Annotated in this window: 15 protein-coding genes; 4 read left to right on the forward strand and 11 right to left on the reverse strand. The window is 45.1% G+C overall.

Annotation, left to right across the window (positions count from 1 at the left end):
* Positions 1-13: 13 nt before the first annotated feature.
* Positions 14-2,194 (reverse strand): RelA/SpoT family protein, encoded by a 2,181-nt coding sequence (locus tag J2T20_RS05120; RefSeq protein ID WP_307586283.1) that lies wholly within the window; start codon positions 2,192-2,194, stop codon positions 14-16.
* A gap of 304 nt (positions 2,195-2,498) precedes the next feature.
* Between J2T20_RS05120 and uraA the strand changes: the two genes are divergently transcribed.
* Complete coding sequence (gene uraA / locus J2T20_RS05125) at positions 2,499-3,803, forward strand: uracil permease (RefSeq protein WP_307586206.1); 1,305 nt, start codon at positions 2,499-2,501, stop codon at positions 3,801-3,803.
* A gap of 95 nt (positions 3,804-3,898) precedes the next feature.
* On the opposite strand, the gene J2T20_RS05130 is transcribed toward uraA, so the two are convergent.
* The 6 genes from J2T20_RS05130 to J2T20_RS05155 form a co-directional block, all read right to left on the reverse strand.
* Positions 3,899-4,417: an adenine phosphoribosyltransferase gene (locus J2T20_RS05130; protein ID WP_307586208.1), complete on the reverse strand. Its 519-nt coding sequence runs from the start codon at positions 4,415-4,417 to the stop codon at positions 3,899-3,901.
* Positions 4,418-4,447: 30 nt separating this feature from the next.
* The gene (recJ, locus tag J2T20_RS05135; protein WP_307586210.1) at positions 4,448-6,850 is read right to left on the reverse strand and encodes a single-stranded-DNA-specific exonuclease RecJ; all 2,403 of its coding nucleotides are present in this window, start codon (positions 6,848-6,850) and stop codon (positions 4,448-4,450) included.
* A gap of 30 nt (positions 6,851-6,880) precedes the next feature.
* A complete protein-coding gene (locus tag J2T20_RS05140) occupies positions 6,881-7,846 on the reverse strand; it encodes a cation diffusion facilitator family transporter (protein ID WP_307586212.1) in 966 nt (321 codons plus the stop codon).
* A 169-nt stretch (positions 7,847-8,015) separates the two neighbouring features.
* Positions 8,016-8,918: a protein translocase subunit SecF gene (gene secF / locus J2T20_RS05145; RefSeq protein WP_307586214.1), complete on the reverse strand. Its 903-nt coding sequence runs from the start codon at positions 8,916-8,918 to the stop codon at positions 8,016-8,018.
* A complete protein-coding gene (gene secD, locus J2T20_RS05150) occupies positions 8,908-10,158 on the reverse strand; it encodes a protein translocase subunit SecD (protein ID WP_307586215.1) in 1,251 nt (416 codons plus the stop codon). The genes secF and secD overlap by 11 nt, the downstream gene beginning before the upstream one ends.
* A 238-nt stretch (positions 10,159-10,396) precedes the next feature.
* Positions 10,397-10,651, reverse strand: coding sequence for a post-transcriptional regulator (locus J2T20_RS05155; RefSeq protein ID WP_307586217.1), 255 nt, complete (start codon positions 10,649-10,651; stop codon positions 10,397-10,399).
* A gap of 210 nt (positions 10,652-10,861) precedes the next feature.
* Between J2T20_RS05155 and spoVB the strand changes: the two genes are divergently transcribed.
* Positions 10,862-12,442 (forward strand): stage V sporulation protein B, encoded by a 1,581-nt coding sequence (gene spoVB / locus J2T20_RS05160; protein ID WP_307586285.1) that lies wholly within the window; start codon positions 10,862-10,864, stop codon positions 12,440-12,442.
* A 1-nt stretch (position 12,443) separates the two neighbouring features.
* Here spoVB and J2T20_RS05165 read toward each other — a convergent pair whose 3' ends face one another.
* The gene (locus J2T20_RS05165) at positions 12,444-13,196 is read right to left on the reverse strand and encodes a DUF421 domain-containing protein (RefSeq protein WP_307586219.1); all 753 of its coding nucleotides are present in this window, start codon (positions 13,194-13,196) and stop codon (positions 12,444-12,446) included.
* Positions 13,197-13,403: 207 nt separating this feature from the next.
* On the opposite strand from J2T20_RS05165, the gene J2T20_RS05170 reads away from it, so the two are divergent.
* Complete coding sequence (locus tag J2T20_RS05170; protein ID WP_307586220.1) at positions 13,404-13,796, forward strand: TIGR04086 family membrane protein; 393 nt, start codon at positions 13,404-13,406, stop codon at positions 13,794-13,796.
* Between the two features lie 87 nt (positions 13,797-13,883).
* A complete protein-coding gene (locus J2T20_RS05175) occupies positions 13,884-14,717 on the forward strand; it encodes a phosphatase PAP2 family protein (RefSeq protein ID WP_307586222.1) in 834 nt (277 codons plus the stop codon).
* A gap of 292 nt (positions 14,718-15,009) precedes the next feature.
* Here J2T20_RS05175 and yajC read toward each other — a convergent pair whose 3' ends face one another.
* Genes yajC through queA form a run of 3 tightly spaced genes read right to left on the reverse strand, consistent with a single transcriptional unit; the run spans position 15,010 to position 17,551 of the window.
* Positions 15,010-15,321: a preprotein translocase subunit YajC gene (gene yajC, locus J2T20_RS05180; protein WP_307586224.1), complete on the reverse strand. Its 312-nt coding sequence runs from the start codon at positions 15,319-15,321 to the stop codon at positions 15,010-15,012.
* A 43-nt stretch (positions 15,322-15,364) separates the two neighbouring features.
* The gene (tgt, locus tag J2T20_RS05185; RefSeq protein ID WP_307586226.1) at positions 15,365-16,501 is read right to left on the reverse strand and encodes a tRNA guanosine(34) transglycosylase Tgt; all 1,137 of its coding nucleotides are present in this window, start codon (positions 16,499-16,501) and stop codon (positions 15,365-15,367) included.
* 21 nt (positions 16,502-16,522) lie between these two features.
* Entirely contained in the window at positions 16,523-17,551 is a 1,029-nt protein-coding gene (gene queA / locus J2T20_RS05190; RefSeq protein WP_307586228.1) for a tRNA preQ1(34) S-adenosylmethionine ribosyltransferase-isomerase QueA, read from the reverse strand.

A 17,551-nucleotide genomic window follows, 5' to 3' on the forward strand; every position in this document is an offset into this window, starting at 1 on the left:
TCAACCCCTTAACCTATTGCATGATACGGTGAACAGTGTAGACATCCTTTACTCGTTTGAGGCGATCTACTACTGATTGCAGATGATCCGTATTCCGGATAAGAATCGTCATATGAATCATCGCCATTTTATTCTTATCCGAGCGGCCTGTAACCGCGGAAATATTAGTCTTACTTTCGGATACCGCCTGCAGCACCTCATTAAGCAAGCCATTTCGATCATGACCGGTAACCTCAATATCAACACTGTAATTCGCTTCCACATTACCTTCCCAGTCCACTTCGATGACCCGTGCAGCTTCCTCACCGTCACCATCACCTGGTATATTAGGACAATCTTCACGATGGACAGATACACCGCGGCCCCGTGTTACGTAACCAATAATATCGTCGCCGGGAACGGGATTACAACATCGCGCAAAACGAACCAGCAGGTTATCGATCCCCTTCACACGAACGCCGTTAGTCGGCTGAGCTCTTTTCTCTCCGGAGGATTTGATCTCTTTCATTTCTGAAGTTAGCTCCAGATGATTAGCCGCTTCCTCTTGCTCTTTGCGAAGTTTTTCCGTTAACCGAGAGGCAATCTGCGCCGCCGTAATACCACCGAAACCAACAGCTGATAGCATATCCTCAATATCATTAAAGGAGAATTTCTTCGCCGCTTCCATCAATTTGTCGTCCGAACTCCATTCCGAGACGTCTACATTCAGGCGCTTCAGCTCACGTTCAATGGATTCACGGCCTTTTTCCACATTTTCCTCGCGTTTTTCTTTCTTGAACCATTGTTTAATTTTGCTTCTTGCATGTGAAGATTGAGCAATCTTAAGCCAGTCACGACTCGGTCCGTAAGAATGCTTCGAGGTTAGAATCTCTACGATATCCCCAGTCTTCAGCTTATGGTCAAGGGGTACGATCCGCCCGTTAACTTTGGAACCGATCGTTCGGTTACCCACCTCCGTATGAATCCGGAAGGCAAAATCCAGCGGGACTGAGCCAACAGGCAGCTCAATAACCTCACCTTTAGGCGTAAATACGAAGACAAGGTCAGAGAAAAAGTCCATTTTTAGAGATTCCACGAATTCAGAAGCATCTTTGGCCTCATGCTGCAGCTCAAGTATTTCCCGGAAGAAAGGCATCCGGTTCTCTGGATTGCCGGTGTTGTTAGTTCCTTCCTTGTATGCCCAGTGAGCCGCGATCCCGAATTCAGCTGTACGGTGCATTTCCCATGTCCGAATTTGCACCTCGGTTGGTTCCCCACCGGGTCCCACTACCGTTGTATGAAGCGATTGGTACATATTCGCTTTAGGCATAGCAATATAATCCTTGAAACGGCCGGGCATTGGCTTCCAAAGTGTATGAATAATGCCGAGTGTGGCATAACAATCCTTAATATTGTCGACGATAATACGAATGGCCAGGAGATCATAGATCTCATTGAACTGCTTGTTCTTAGTATTCATTTTGTTATAAACACTGTAGATATGCTTGGGACGGCCGGAGAGGTCACCCTCTATGCCCATTTCGTCAAGCTTGGAACGGATCCGTCCAATTACACTATCAATGAATTGCTCACGTTCTGCCCGCTTCTTATGTACCAAGTTAGCGATACGATAATACTGCTGAGGATTTAAATAGCGAAGGGCAATATCCTCCATCTCCCACTTAATCGCTGAGATCCCTAGACGGTCAGCGATAGGACAGAAAATTTCCAATGTTTCGTATGAAATCCGGCGCTGACTATCTTCGGATTGATATTTAAGCGTGCGCATATTATGCAGACGATCCGCCAGTTTGATTACGATAACACGAATATCCTGTGCCATAGCAATAAACATTTTGCGGTAATTCTCATTCTGCTGCTCTTCCTTTGAGCGGAAACGAATTCGCTCCAGCTTGGTTAAGCCATCCACAAGCATCGCGCAGGTATCGCCAAAACCCGTGCGAATCTGCTCTAGTGACACCGTCGTATCTTCCACAACATCGTGCAAAAGAGCTGCAATAATGGATATTACATCCATCTGCATATTGACGACAATATCTGCTACCGCCAACGGATGCAGAATGTATGGCTCCCCCGATTTGCGCACCTGTCCAATGTGAGCCTGATCAGCAAATTCATAAGCTTCCCGGATGCGGAGAAGATCTTTTTCTTTTAAATAGGTGCCGGCCTTGTCAATTAATCGCTCTATGCCCATTCTCGTGGTTTCCGTTTCCTTTCTATAATAAAATGAACCCACAAGGGTATCGAAATCTGCAGGTTCCATCATTGGTATATGCCTTAACGCTTCAGTTGAAAGTTTTCTATAATTATGACGCTTACGGCGGAATACGTCAACACTTCCCATTCCATGGCATTATTGTAAGACATAAGACAAACATTGGACAAATTAATGGCAACTGTGAAAATGTTGTTGTAAAAATGCCGAGATCTATTTAATCTAGTAAAGGCGGTTTGCCGAAGATAACATCATAACTGAGAAGAAAGAGGAGTGAACTCCATTGCAACGCGAAATTCAAGTTAACGAAAGACTCCCTTGGGCTCCGGGTTTTTTACTGAGTCTACAGCATTTGTTCGCCATGTTCGGAAGTACCGTATTGGTTCCCAACCTGTTCGGAGTGGACCCAGGAATGATTTTGCTGATGAACGGTATCGGCACACTTCTTTACATTTGGATCTGCCGAGGCAAAATACCTGCCTATCTCGGTTCCAGCTTCGCTTTCATTTCTCCTGTACTATCTGTTCTTTCCAAGCATGCCGATGACCCGCAAAAGGGATATTCACTCGCATTGGGTGCTTTTATTATTACAGGTGTCATCTTTGTACTGGTAGCGTTAATTATACGTTATGCAGGCACTGGCTGGATTGACGTTGTTTTTCCTCCGGCAGTTATGGGTGCTATCGTTGCCACTATCGGACTTGAACTAGTTCCGGTTGCAGCACGTATGGCAGGATTGATTGCTCCCGAGGGTGCAACGGACTGGACGCCGGACGTAAGTATGATCACAATCTCCATGGTTACCCTAGGCGTTACGGTTATTGGTGCGGTTCTATTCCGTGGATTTCCAAAGATCATCCACATTCTCATTGGTATCGTCACTGGTTATGGCTTAGCTTATATCATGCAAAAGGTGGATACGGCTGCCATTTCAAGTGCACACTTTTTTGCCACCCCGACGATTACTACCCCTTCATTTAGTTGGAACGCTATTCTGACGATTATCCCTGTGTCCCTTGTTGTTATCGTTGAACATATCGGACATTTACTTGTAACGAGCAATATCGTAGGAAAAGATTTGGCTAAAGATCCCGGGCTGGATCGCTCACTAATGGGTAATGGTATTTCTACCATTCTTTCCGGATTTGTGGGTTCCACACCTAATACCACCTACGGGGAAAATATTGGTGTTATGGCTTTAACCAAAGTATATTCGGTTTTCGTTATTGGCGGTGCAGCTGTAATCGCGATCCTGCTGTCCTTCTCGGGCACCTTCGCTTCAGTAATTGCTAATATTCCTATGCCGGTTATGGGTGGAGTATCCCTGCTGCTGTTCGGCGTAATCGCTGCATCCGGTCTGCGAATTTTCGTGGAACAAAAGGTTGATTTCTCAAAAGCAACGAATATGATTCTAGCTACATTGGTACTCGTTGTGGGCATAAGCGGGACAACCCTTACTGTTGGTGGTGTTCAGCTAAAAGGTATGGCGCTGGCTACAATCGTAGGTATGCTTCTCTCCCTCTTGTTCAAGCTTATTGAAGTACTTGGTTTATCCAACGAAGATAACAACGAAAAATCAGCACATTAATTTATACCCTACGACGGGAAAATTACAAACACAAAAAAACTGGCTGCTCTCTTATGGGAGCGGCCAGTTTTTTATATAAGTAACTGTGAATGAACTTAGTCTTCGTAAGTAAGAAGAGACACAATCTCTATTTCAGGAAGCTTGTTGCGTCCAGCCAACTGCACCAGTTCAATCAGGAATGCGGCTCCAACCACTTTACCACCCAGCTGTTCCACAAGGCTAACGGAGGTAGAAATGGTTCCGCCTGTTGCCAAAAGATCATCCGCGATAAGTACATTTTGTCCAGGCTTGATTGCATCCGTGTGAACCGCAAGACGGTCATTTCCGTATTCAAGGTCATACCCAACCTCAATGGTCTCATAAGGGAGTTTGCCGCTTTTACGAATAGGTACGAAACCTACTCCCAAAGCATAGGCCAGAGGGGCACCGATAACAAAGCCGCGCGCTTCAGGACCCGCGATAACGTCAATCTTCATATGAGCAACAAGGTCTTTAAGTTCATTGATTGCCCGGCGGTACATTTCCCCGTCTTTAAGCAATGTAGTAATGTCTTTGAAGCTGATCCCCGGTTGCGGGAAATCAGGGATTACTCGAATACTGTCTTTTAAATCCAAAACAATCATCTCCTGGTCTTTTTGTGAATTCTACGATACTCCAAGACGGCGGGAGAGCATCCAGTCCTGAAGCTGTGACGTACTGCTCTCCATAAAATATTGCTCCATCTCTGCAATCTGGCCCAACCTTACAAAATGCTGTGAATTCGTTAAGCTTTTGGCTTCAGGCTCTATTACAAAAGATATAAATCCTTGCTCCCGTTCGATAAACCCCAATTCCTCAAAAACATCCAGCATCATCGTCAGCATCCGAATACTTAACTTAGACTGACGGCTTAGACGCAGCAATACCTCATGTTCGGGGACTGGCTGAGCAGTAATCGGTGCAATTAGCTTATATAGTGATTTGAAATGTTCCCTGGTAGGAATCAGCAAGCGCTCCCGACCTTCCCTTACAGGGTGAAGCAATGCAATATTATCGGCTTCTGACACTGCGGCCAGCACGGCATCCAGTTGCTCCGGAGTTTCCGGCATTTCCATCAGGCAGAGCAGTGATGTTCGTCCGCTCATTTGTTCTTCTGTATCCTTAGCGGCACCCGAGATTCCAGCTTCCTTATCATATACCCAAAGGGATATGCCTTTCAATTGGCTTTGCTCCGATATCTGCTCTTTACGTAGAACTGCCGCTGCCCGATAGGGACCTCTGCCACTGTATGGAAGCAGTACATCTCTAATTTGCTGCGCGTGCTTCACGGCGTCTGCAGCACCGCGTAAATCAAACAACTGTACATGCTGTACTGCAAGGTCCTGCAGCATGAGCTGCGGTTTGCGTGAGCCATTCCACTCATTAACTGACAATTCTGCTAACACATCGATCGCAGTACCTGCCGGGAGGAGACCTGCAAGATCCCCTTTACCGAACGCAACGGCTTCTATACTGTCATGTCCTTGTTGAAGGACAAGCTTCAGATGCTTACCGCCCTGACCCATAGTTCGCGTCTCTTTAACAGTTGCCCCGCGGACAATAAACCTCGGCATCGGATTAGACATTCCGAAAGGTGCCAGTCTATCCATCTCCGCTGCACCCTGCAATGTTAAATCTGACAGAGAAACTTCGGCATCTGCATGGATAACAGGTATAAAATGCTCGGGGGTAAGCACTCGGTCAGCATAACTCTCCATACTCGCTATAAAAGCTTCTAAGGAGTCGCGGTGAAGACTCATGCCAGCAGCTGCCGGATGACCCCCAAAGTGATCCATGTATTCGCTGCAGGAGGAAAGCGCCGAATAAATGTCCAATCCCGGTATGGAACGTGCGGAGCCCTTGCACATGCCTGTCTCGGGATGTATATCCAATATAATAACAGGACGGAAGTAACGATCTAATAACTTGGAGGCGACAATACCCACTACCCCCACATTCCAGCCCTCACCAGCAAGGATAATTACTGGAGGAACGTCTCCATTGCCGATCTTTTGCTCCAACTGAGCACTAGCTTCAACAACAATTCTGTCGACAACCAGCTGGCGTTCTTTATTTATCAGATCCAGTTCCCCGGCTAATTGCTCAGCTTCCTCCATTCGATCGGTTGTGAGCAGTGTTACAGCTCTGCCCGCATGGTCCAATCGTCCGCTGGCATTAATACGCGGAGCCATTCCAAAAGCTATATTGACGGCATTAACTGTTGCCATATTTACACCGCTAACATCCAGTAGTGCACGAATGCCTGGGAATTTGGATTGTCTCATGCTGTTCAACCCATTGCGAACCAATGCCCTGTTCTCACCCAACAGTGGCATCAGATCCGCAATTGTGCCAATGGCTGCGATTTCACACCAATCCATAGGAAGATCCTCTCCAAGTAAAGCCTGAGCGAGCTTATAAGCAACGCCTACACCGGCCAAACCCTTGAAGGGATAATTACAATCCGGCAGCTTGGGGTTAATCAACGTGTAAGCCGGAGGAAGTATCTCAGGCGGCTCATGGTGATCGGTAACAATGACATCCATTCCAAGCTCATTAGCATACGCTATTTGTGAACAGGCACTAATCCCCGTATCTACTGTTATGACCAACGAAACTCCCTGTTGTAATGCCCAATCCAACGCATGATTATGAAGACCGTATCCTTCATTGGAGCGATGCGGAATGTATATGTCAAAAGACGCACCCAAATGACGCAATAAAAAAATCATCAGAGCTGTACTTGAAACACCGTCAGCATCATAATCACCGTAGACCAGGATATGCTCCCCATCCTCCAAGGCTCTTCTAATCCGGGGAACCGCTTCGGTCATCCCTCTTAGCAGGAAAGGATCATGATACTCTTCAGCACCACCATCCATGAAGGATACAGCTTCTTGAGCCGCCGTCATTCCCCGGGCAATAAGCAAGGAAGATAACAGCGGAGAAATAGAAAGGCTCCGGGCCAAATCCTTTATAACATCGGGATCAGCTGCCGGAGAGTGCCACTTGTTTTTTGGATAAAGCAATAGAACTCACCTTTCTCTCACCTAACAATACTATTGCAACAATGTAGGTACGTCGTCGTTATCTAACAGTTCATGATTACTTTTGTACGGGTAGCCCGGATCATACGGTACTACATCCATATGAACATCACCAATATAAACAAACCGGTGCAGCAGCAGCTTTTTAGCGCATTCTGATATGTCATGTGCTTCCAAGACAGTAATTCGCGGATTTACACTGATCTTTACCTGAAGATTTACATAACGGCCTTTCTCCAGTGCCTTTAAGTGTTCTACCCGAATTACTCCGTGTACTCGTTGAACGGTTTCAATAAAGTTGGAAGCATCGGCATGAGGCAGTTCTTCAATCTCCTTACCATATATCGAGCTTGCTATAAGGATATATCCTTTTCTAAGCACCAGGCAAGCGGTCAAAAGACCTGCAATCGGATCCATATACAATAAAGGATGCCAATCAAATGAACCACCTGCTACAGATGATCCTATACCTATTACTACGGTTAACGAAGTGTATAGACTATACCGGTGACTATCAGCATAAGCTTCATGGCTGGCATCACCCAGCTTTTTGAAGTGGCGATATTGATACTGAAACACCGCTTCCTTCAAGATAATCGATATCAGAACTGCTACTAATGCAGCGGGCGAAGGAGATATTAAATGCCCTTTCGTTAAATCACGGATCGCTGAGAAAGCAATTTGTAATCCACCCATAAGAATCAATACGGAAAATATGATGGCTATAATGGGTTCTTTATTGTCCCATTTATGAACTGATCGTTCACCAGTTCTCTCTTTCTGATCGTGTCCGAAACGCCATGGCAGTACCTCTGTCAGCCTTGCGGTGGCATCTGCTCCAGAATATAAAGCATCGCCCATTAATGCCTTGCTGCCCGAAACGTAGCCAATACCACCCTTAGCTATAGCTAAAGCGACATCACTGACGACACCTGTCCAGGCAACCGTCTCACTTTGCGGAGAACGTTTGTTATTCATTTGGGCCCCTCCTTACCACTACAAGTAATCTCATGATGAACCGATATAATTGACCATTCATTTCCAAGATTATTATAAAAAACATCCTAAATTCAGAAGTTTATAGCTTGCTGATAGGATCAGAAAGCCGCGTCGCCTTTGACGCGGCTTTCTGGGGAATGATGTTGTTTTATACTTTGGCCGATTTAGCTTTAACGCTGACTTTCTGACGCTTCTTAAGAAGCAGCCAGAGTGGGCTTGCGATAAAGATCGAGGAGTAAGCCCCAAAGAGCAAACCAATAACCATAGCCAGTGAGAACATTTTGATGGATTCTCCACCAAGGATTAGCAGGAAGAATGCAGCAATAAACACTGTAAATGCCGTATAGAGTGAACGCATGAGAGTCTGGGATACACTCTTGTTGACGAGTAGTTTCAGATCCTCATAAGTTCTTTGTTTACCGAATCGTAAGTTCTCGCGAATCCGGTCGAAGATAACAATGGTGTCATTAATGGAATAACCGATAATGGTAAGCACCGCAACAATAAATGTTAAATCTACCTCCAAACGGAAGATAGAGAAGATGGAAACGACCACAAAAGCATCATGCATTAATGCAACAATAGCCGCTACAGCAAAACGCCATTCAAAACGGATACTGACGTAAATGATAATCCCGATACAGGAAATCAATACGGCATAGATAGCATTACGGGCCAATTCTTTAGCCATTTGAGTATCAACGGTGTTGACCTCGAATGAAGCCTTGTCGTCCAATTTCAGAATTGCTTCTTTCAGTTGGGCATCCTGAGTGCTGTCCAGAATCTCATCATAGCGAATGTTGGTCCGCAGCTCACCATGAGTAATTTCCGGGTCTTTGCCAATGCCGAGCTTATCGATCACCGGACGGATTTGATCCGTACTAACATTCTTGGAGAACGAAATATCAACGTTAGAACCTGCTTTGAAATCAACGCTGTAATTTAGTCCGAAGAATGCCATACAAATGGCACCCACAATTGTAATTACAATAGAAATAATAAAGAAATATTTACTCAGATGTACAAAGTCAGTCTCTTTATTAAAGCGCACGTATTTCACTCTCCTTTACCCCGAATTGCTTCGGCTTGCTCAGTGTTCCTGCTCTAACAAGCAGATTCAGCAACCAACGGGAGAAATAAAGGTTCGTGGCGATACTGAGCACAATTTCCACAATCAAAACCAATGCAAAACCCTTTACCGCGCCAGTACCAAAGGCGAACATAACAGCAGCAACGATAATTGTTGTAACATTGGCATCCATAACCGTACGGAAAGAAGATTTACTACCTGCTTTCACAGAAGAAAGAATGCTTTTTCCGCTGCGCATTTCTTCTCTAATCCGTTCATTCGTAATGATATTGGCATCGACAGCCATCCCAATACCGAGGATAAACGCGGCAATACCGGGAAGTGTCAATGTGAAATCGGCTATGACGAATACTAATATCAGTAGCCATGTATGCAGTATAAGAGCAAAGCTTGCAAGAACCCCAGGCAAGCGATACATACCTATCATAAATATCAGAATAACCAGGGAACCTACAAGACCCGCTTTAACAGTTTGTTCTAGCGATTTCATACCAAGTGTAGCTCCTACACTTTGTGAATACATCTCTGTAAGCTTCAGTGGAAGTGCACCGAGATTGATGGTATCCGCCAGTGCGCGAGCTTCTTCAACCGTATAATTACCAGAGATAGATGCGCTGCCATCGGTAAGCTCAGCTCGTACTACTGGATCAGATAACTTAGTTTCATCCAGATAGATCGCAAGATTCTGACCAAGCAATCTTTTGGTTAGCTCCGCGAACTTCGCCTTATCTTTTACTTTGATACTGATAACCGGTTGATTCAGATTATCTTGTCCCACTTCTGCAGCATTCTCTACAAAGTCACTACCGAGAAGCTCAATTTTGCTATAGTAGCCATCTTTGTCTTCAGGTGCAGCACTACGGAAAGTCAGAACTGCGGGTTCTTTCATCTTCTTACGTACCTCAGCTTCGTTATTCACACCTGGAATTTTCATACGAATGCGGTCCGTTCCTTCGGTAGTTACCTCAGGCTCAGTTGTGCCGATCGCATTTGCCCGTTTTTCCAGACTCTCAGCTGTTTTTTGCAATGAAGCTGGGCTTAAATCCTGTCCCTGTTCCATCGGTTCTGCGTGATACAGAATCTCGAATCCGCCTTTTAAATCAAGGCCCAACCGGACTCTGTCCAACAATCCGGGAGTAGTAAATACCATGACTCCTAATAAAACAGCCACGGTAACAATGAAGCTCACAAGTCTTTTCATGCTCTTGCTAGTTCCCCTTTCATAACTCAATATTCCTATTATAGCCACGTGCGAAAAGACCGTCAATTCATGTAAGCATTGACAAGACTATATTTATATATAACACGGCTATACTCACAAAAAGAAACGGCCAGCTCTGCGCTATTAAGCAAGCCATCCGTTTTTATAGGATATGTGAGGTTTTGTAATCCTTACTTTACGCCACTACGAAGACGTTTGCAAAAGAAATACATTCCTTTTATAAGTTTAATCCCCGATAAGCAGCAATTGTTAAGTAATTCATATAACTATTGACCTTCAATGAATAAATATCATTCACCAATTTGTGTAAAGGGGGCGTTCCCTCTTTGACATAATGGCGGCTAATACAGTTCCAGATATCCTTACCTGTTACATACTCGTAGCCGAGGAGCCGGAATTCCTCCGCTTTGCTGCGGCACATGGCTTCGATTTCCTCGCTAATTTCGTCATGATTCCATTGCTCCGATTCCACGTGATGACACCTCCAAATACCTCGTATACGTATGAGCACTGTTAGTAGTTCGACCAATCTATCCTTCATTCCTTCTTATGATACCAAAATGTTGTGATACAAAGGAAAGGCATTATATGGGACAGGACTTGCATATCCATATTAAAGACAAGTTGAATTTCGTCCATTCCATTTTGGAAGAAGGAGTGCCCTTTGAGGAAACAGAACTTTTTGAACAAGCAGAGCTTTATTCAGGGAACATTAATCCTGCTAGCTGCAGGGATATTGAACCGATTGCTGGGCTTTATTCCTCGGATAGCTCTCCCCCGTATTATTGGAGCCGAGGGTGTTGGCCTCTATCAGCTCGGGTATCCCTTCTTTATCGTACTGATTACGTTGATTACCGGAGGAATACCGCTAGCAATTGCAAAAATGGTGGCAGAAGCAGAGGGAGAGCAGCGTCCGGATCGTTCGCGTCAGATCTTAAGAACTGGTCTTGCCTTAAGCCTTGGGCTTGGGGTAGTCTTTACAACCCTCGCCTTGCTCGGGGCTTCGTGGGTTTCCACTGTCATTTTAACGGACAGCCGTGTTTATTATACATTTATCGGCATGACTCCGATGATTGGTATTGTGGCTGTCTCAAGCGTTTACCGAGGTTATTTCCAAGGCAGACAGAACATGATCCCCTCTGCCCTGTCTTCAGTGCTGGAGACGGTCATCCGCATCTTTTTCATGCTCTGGTTCTCATGGATACTGCTCCCAAAGGGAATAGCGTTTGCGGCTGCCGGAGCAATGCTTGGTGTAACTGTGGGTGAGATAGCCGGGATGCTTGTGCTGTTATGGCAATATTTTTCTATCATAAAGAGAGATAAAAAAAAGGAACCTGCCCACTCTTCATCTGAGGAGTTAACACAGAAAACCATTCTAGAGTATAAGGGTTCTGTGTTGTACCGAATGCTCGGCATTTCAGTCCCCGTAACAGCCGGAAGACTGGTTGGATCCTTCTCCTATTTACTGGAGTCCATCATTACCGCCCGTAGCCTTGCGCTTGCTGGCATAGCAACTGCTGCTGCTACAGCACAATACGGGGCACTGCAAGGGATGGTGATCCCCCTGCTTCTTCTTCCGGGAGTATTGAGTTCATCTCTCGCAGTCTCACTTGTGCCGTCTCTGTCGGAAGCTGCTGCACAGCATGACCAGTCGACTATCCATAAAAGAATGCATCAGGCACTTCGGCTTGCCCTTGTAACGGGAGCTCCTTTCGCCGTTCTGATGTACATTTTAGCGGACCCTCTATGTAGTCTGTTATACGGCAACGCCGATACCGCCCCCATGCTCCGTATGATGGCACCGTTCGCATTGTTTCTGTATGTTCAGGCCCCGCTGCAGGCTGCACTGCAGGCTCTTAATCGTCCGGGACGGGCATTGTTAAACACGCTGGTGGGCGCAATAATCAAAATCATTCTCATACTTGTGCTGGCATCAAGGCCGGAGTATGGGATTTACGGTGCGATCATTGCAATCATTGTGAATAGTATTCTCGTTACTTTACTGCACGGTTACAGTGTGATTTCCTTGATTTCTTTCAGCCTGAAGGTATCCGATATAGTTAAAACCGGGGTAGCCATGATTATTATGGGCGCAGGACAACGTTATGTGTACACATCCATACCAATTTCCAATACCCATTGGATTCAATTTTTATTCGCCGCTTCAATCGGGGTTATTATTTATCTGGGGATCGCTTATATAAGTGGACTTATCTCTTTGCGTGATCTGAACCGACTGCCCCCTTTTAATCGTAAGCGCTAAGTTAATCAGAATGAATGGAGTCTACGTATACCCTACCTTTATGATCTATAGAGCATAGGAACACATCGCGGAAATCCCTGACACCTTTTTCGCGAATTTGGCTTCGAAGCCAGAACCGGTCTTTACCAAGGATCTCAAGGTTAGCCAATTGGACTTTGCCGTCCATAATTAACGGTACCGGCAGCCCTTCGTACCTGATCTGTTTGTGAAGGGGTTTAATCACGCCCTCACCGGCGTTATTTTCCGATCCATTATTATCTCCGCTATCGCTTTTATCTTTCGAATCAGAGGATTCACTTCTATACTTTTCAATAACGGTCAATTGACCACTCGTCTCCAATATTGCAAACTCTACGTCCGCCGGGCTGTTAATGTTGTGTCCGCGCAGTTGAAGCAGCAGGTCATCCATATTATATCTTTGCTTACGCATCTCTTTACGGTGCAGCTTGCCATCCGAGATGATTACGCTCGGTTTACCATCGACAAAGAGCCTAAGACTTCTGCTCTTAAGACTAAGCCGGGCAATTAATACCTGAATAAACACCAAAGTTGCCATGGGGACAACACCATCATAAATCGGCCGTTGAATATCCTCAATAACAAACACGGCAATTTCAGCAATCATGATCGAGATGGTCAAATCAAACACCGACAGCTTCCCAATTTCGCGTTTACCCATAATACGCATACTCAGGAAAATGAAGAAATACATCAGCATGGTCAGGAAAATGTGGGTGGTAATATGCTTGAACATATTCTCTTCCTCCCTCTGTATTACAAGCTCTGCCACTTTATAACGGGTGTAACAATGTAGTTCTATTCTGACCGACCTGTACAGGGAACATTCGGAAGAGGCCTTATTAATTACTGGTAAAACTACATGATCCTGTCTTGTACTAATGGGGCAAGCCATCCCATAGAATGAAATAGTAACTGTTGTTTATAAAAAGGAGGTTGTACCATGTATCTAATGCGGCGCTTGTTCTCTTGGAGAATTACCAATCCTGTCTTATCTGGCATATGCAGATCATTTCTTTGGATGCTGTTAGGGGCTTTTGTGCTTTCCCTGCTATTATGGGGCAGTGGGCTTCAGGAGAGGGATCTTTCGATGTATACCTACATTGTTCATGGCATGGCCGTACTACTCGGAGGTTTAACAGCAGGCCAAAGAGCAGGACGCAAGGGGTGGTATCAGGGAGGTCTGACAGGTGGGTTCTATGGCATTATTATTCTCATGGTCGGATTTCTTGCACTCGATAGTGCGCTGACCGGTTCGGATTTGCTTTGGATACTGGTAGCGGCTTCCGTGGGTGCACTCGGAGGAATGTTTGGTGTAAACATGAAGAAATCATAAAATTTTTAAAAATCGAAACTGTTTCCTCTAAAATATGATAAACTATTTTCATCTTATTTTATCAGAATCAAGGAGGCTTCGATTGCTTTGCTTTACCAATCCATGAATCATGTTGCTCTTTATACGGCTTTATTTGTAGTGATGTTAATTTGGATCTCCACGCGACGCAACCCTTTTTTAGCCTTAGTTGAAATTGGGAAGGAAATGCTGCGGTCTTATAAATTCCTATTATTGATCGTTGGAATGGCCGGTGTGCTCGCCCTGAATAAATATGAACTTCAGATTGAGAATAAAATGCATCTCTCTTCTGACTTTACAGGATTTATTTTCGGTTTGGAAGGACATTTTGTTGAAGGTTTTCAGCAGCTCTTCTATACCCCCTGGCTTACGCCAATCATTGTCTTTTTCTATATCTTCATGCTCCAATCGGTATTGGCTGCTTCCATTGGTGTATATTTGTTGGACAAAAATCGGTTGATGCTGTATGCAACCTGTTATGCCATCATTATAAACTACGCACTGGCGATCCCGTTTTATCTCTATTTCCCAGTAAATGAGGTTTGGTCCTATGCACCGGCAGGCGTTAGATTTGTGATGTTGGATATCTTTCCTAAATTTGAGGAGGAATACAGACCATTATCCGGACTTAATAACTGTTTTCCAAGTCTACATACGTCAATATCTGTCACGATGGCCCTTTTGGCCTTTAGGTCAGGCAATCGGCGGTGGATGGTTATTACAAGTATCTCAGCGCTAGTCATAGTCTTTGGTATTTTCTATCTCGGTATTCATTGGTTAACCGATATGTTCGGAGGCACAATGCTTGCTGTTCTAGCTTCCACCCTGGGGATTCAGCTCTCCAGACTGACCCTAAGAAGCACGGAAAACGTTCTTGTCGTTAGAAGCAGAGCCTCGAACTGAAGTAAGAAATACAAAGAAAGAACCTAAAGTTCGGAATTCACCTCAGCGTTTCAAGAGGACCGAATATTAGGTTCTTTATTCTTTTTAAGTTACACGCTTAAGATTTATCTACTTTGGGTTTGGGCCGTAACTTTTTGTCAGTTTTTCAAGTTCAATTTATAGAAGAATCCTGATTTCGATTTTTTAATCTGGTCATGATCTATGCTTTTCTGTTTATGAAAAAAGCGGCGTCTACTCTCTAAATTAAGAGATTTAGACGCCGCTTTTTCTTTTTTAGTAACTTAAGGGTTCACTACTCTTTGTCTACTGTATCTGTGTTGATAGAGTGACTGATTGAGCCGCGGTCAAAAGTCAGTTTGGTTACATCATTTACTCGAAGAACCACGATATCATCCGAAATTTCCATGATGTTCCCGTGAAGGCCGCCAATTGTGACCACCTTATCACCTTTTTTCAAGGCTTTAAGCATACCATTACGGGCTTTAGTCTTCTTCTGTTGCGGACGAATCAGCAAGAAGTAGAAAACCACAAACATAAGTACAAATGGACCTACGAGCGTTAGAATGTTGCTCCCGGACTGGGCTGCTGCTGCATATTGAAACATATTTCTCCCCCCCTCTCAATAGCAATAAAAAACGATTCAATACTTAGAAGCCTTTAAGATTATCGTATAAGCCGTATTTTGCAAAAAACTCATCGCGAAAATCAAGCAGCCGATCTTCCATGATAGCTTCACGCACTTTGCGCATAAGCTCCAAGAGGAAGTGCAAGTTATGGTATGTTGTCAATCGTAGTCCGAACGTTTCGTCGGCTTTGATTAGATGGCGCAAATAAGCGCGGGAATAATTCCGGCAAGTATAACAGTTACACTCCGGATCTAGCGGCCCGAAATCACGGGCGTACTGAGCGTTGCGTACAACGAGTCTTCCCTGACTGGTCATAGTCGTTCCGTTTCGGGCAATACGGGTAGGCAGTACACAATCAAACATATCTACTCCCCGAATCGAACCTTCAAGCAGCGCATCAGGTGAACCCACACCCATTAAATAGCGTGGTTTATTCTGAGGCAACAGTGGAACCGTATAATCCAGCACTTCATACATTAGCTGCTTGGACTCTCCGACGCTGAGCCCTCCAATAGCATACCCCGGGAAATCCATGGAAGTCAAATCAGCCGCGCTCTGGCGGCGTAAATCCTCATGCATGCCTCCCTGTACAATTGCGAACAGTCCCTGGTCTTCAGGACGGGTATGACTCTTCAGGCAACGTTCCGCCCAGCGCGAGGTCCGCTCTAAGGACTTTTTGATGTAATCATATTCCGCAGGGAAAGGAGGGCACTCGTCAAAGGCCATCATAATGTCAGAACCAAGCGCATTCTGAATTTCCATCGCAACTTCTGGAGAGAGGAACTTCTTATCCCCATTAAGATGGGAACGGAAGTGCACACCTTCTTCTGTAATTTTGCGCATATCACTTAACGAGAATACTTGAAACCCGCCGCTGTCTGTCAAAATAGGACGATCCCAATTCATAAATTTATGAAGCCCGCCGGCATCACGGATAATATCATGTCCCGGACGCAGAAACAGATGGTATGTGTTGCTCAAAATAATATGTGCATCCATTTCCTTCAGTTCTTCAGGACTCATTGTTTTCACTGTAGCAAGTGTGCCTACAGGCATAAAGGTAGGTGTGTCTATGACACCATGAGGAGTGTGGACTCTACCGAGTCTTGCACCGGATTGTTTGCACGTTTTGATGTGCTCATAAGTAATTGCTGCCATAAGTTTATACCATCCTCTTACTTAATAAATGAACATTGCATCGCCAAAGCTGAAGAAGCGGTATTTCTCCGCTATTGCTTCTTTATAGGCGTCAAGAATATGATCGCGGCCAGCTAAAGCACTGACCAGCATTACCAGAGTGGATTTAGGCAAGTGAAAGTTTGTGATCAGAGCATTAACAACTTTAAATGAATATCCCGGATAAATAAAAATATCCGTCCAGCCGCTGCATTCCTTCAGAGGGCCGCCTTCGCATAAATTACCGACCGTCTCTAAGGTGCGGCAAGAAGTGGTGCCAACGGCGATAATCCGACTGCCTCGATTCATAGCAGCATTTAATATATCGGCTGTTTCCTGGGAAAAGCTGAAATATTCAGCATGCATCACATGCTCTTCCACCCGTTCCACCGACATCGGACGAAATGTACCCAATCCAACATGAAGTGTGATATAGGTGATATTTACACCTTTTGCAGTGAGCTGTTCAAGAAGTTCTTTGGTAAAATGAAGCCCTGCTGTAGGCGCTGCTGCCGAGCCTTCATGCCGGGCATACACTGTCTGATAGCGTTCACGATCATCCAAAGTTTCCTTAATATACGGGGGGAGCGGCATAGTTCCCAGCCTGTCCAAAATTTCCTGGAAAATACCCTTATATATAAAGCGTAAAGTCCGGCCACCCATATCCTCTTCTTCTTCAACTACTGCTCGAAGCTCTTCACCAAAGACGATCACCGCACCCGTCTTCAGTTTCTTGCCCGGTTTCACAAGAGCCTCCCAGCGATCACCGCCAAGATCCTTCAAGAGCAAAACTTCAGCCTTCGCTCCTGTATCCTCTTTAATTCCGAATAGCCGCGCAGGAATGACTCTCGTATCATTCAGTACGAGAGTATCTCCTGCTTGTAATTCATCAACAATATCCGTGAAATGCCGGTGAGACATATCACCATTCTGCCGGTTCACCGTCAGCAGCCTGGAAGAACTCCGATCGGGAAGCGGAGTCTGAGCGATCAGTTCCTCCGGCAAATGAAAATCATAGGCGTCTACATTCAT

Source organism: Paenibacillus wynnii (genome assembly GCF_030812855.1).
GTDB classification, from domain to species: Bacteria; Bacillota; Bacilli; order Paenibacillales; family Paenibacillaceae; genus Paenibacillus_AQ; species Paenibacillus_AQ wynnii_A.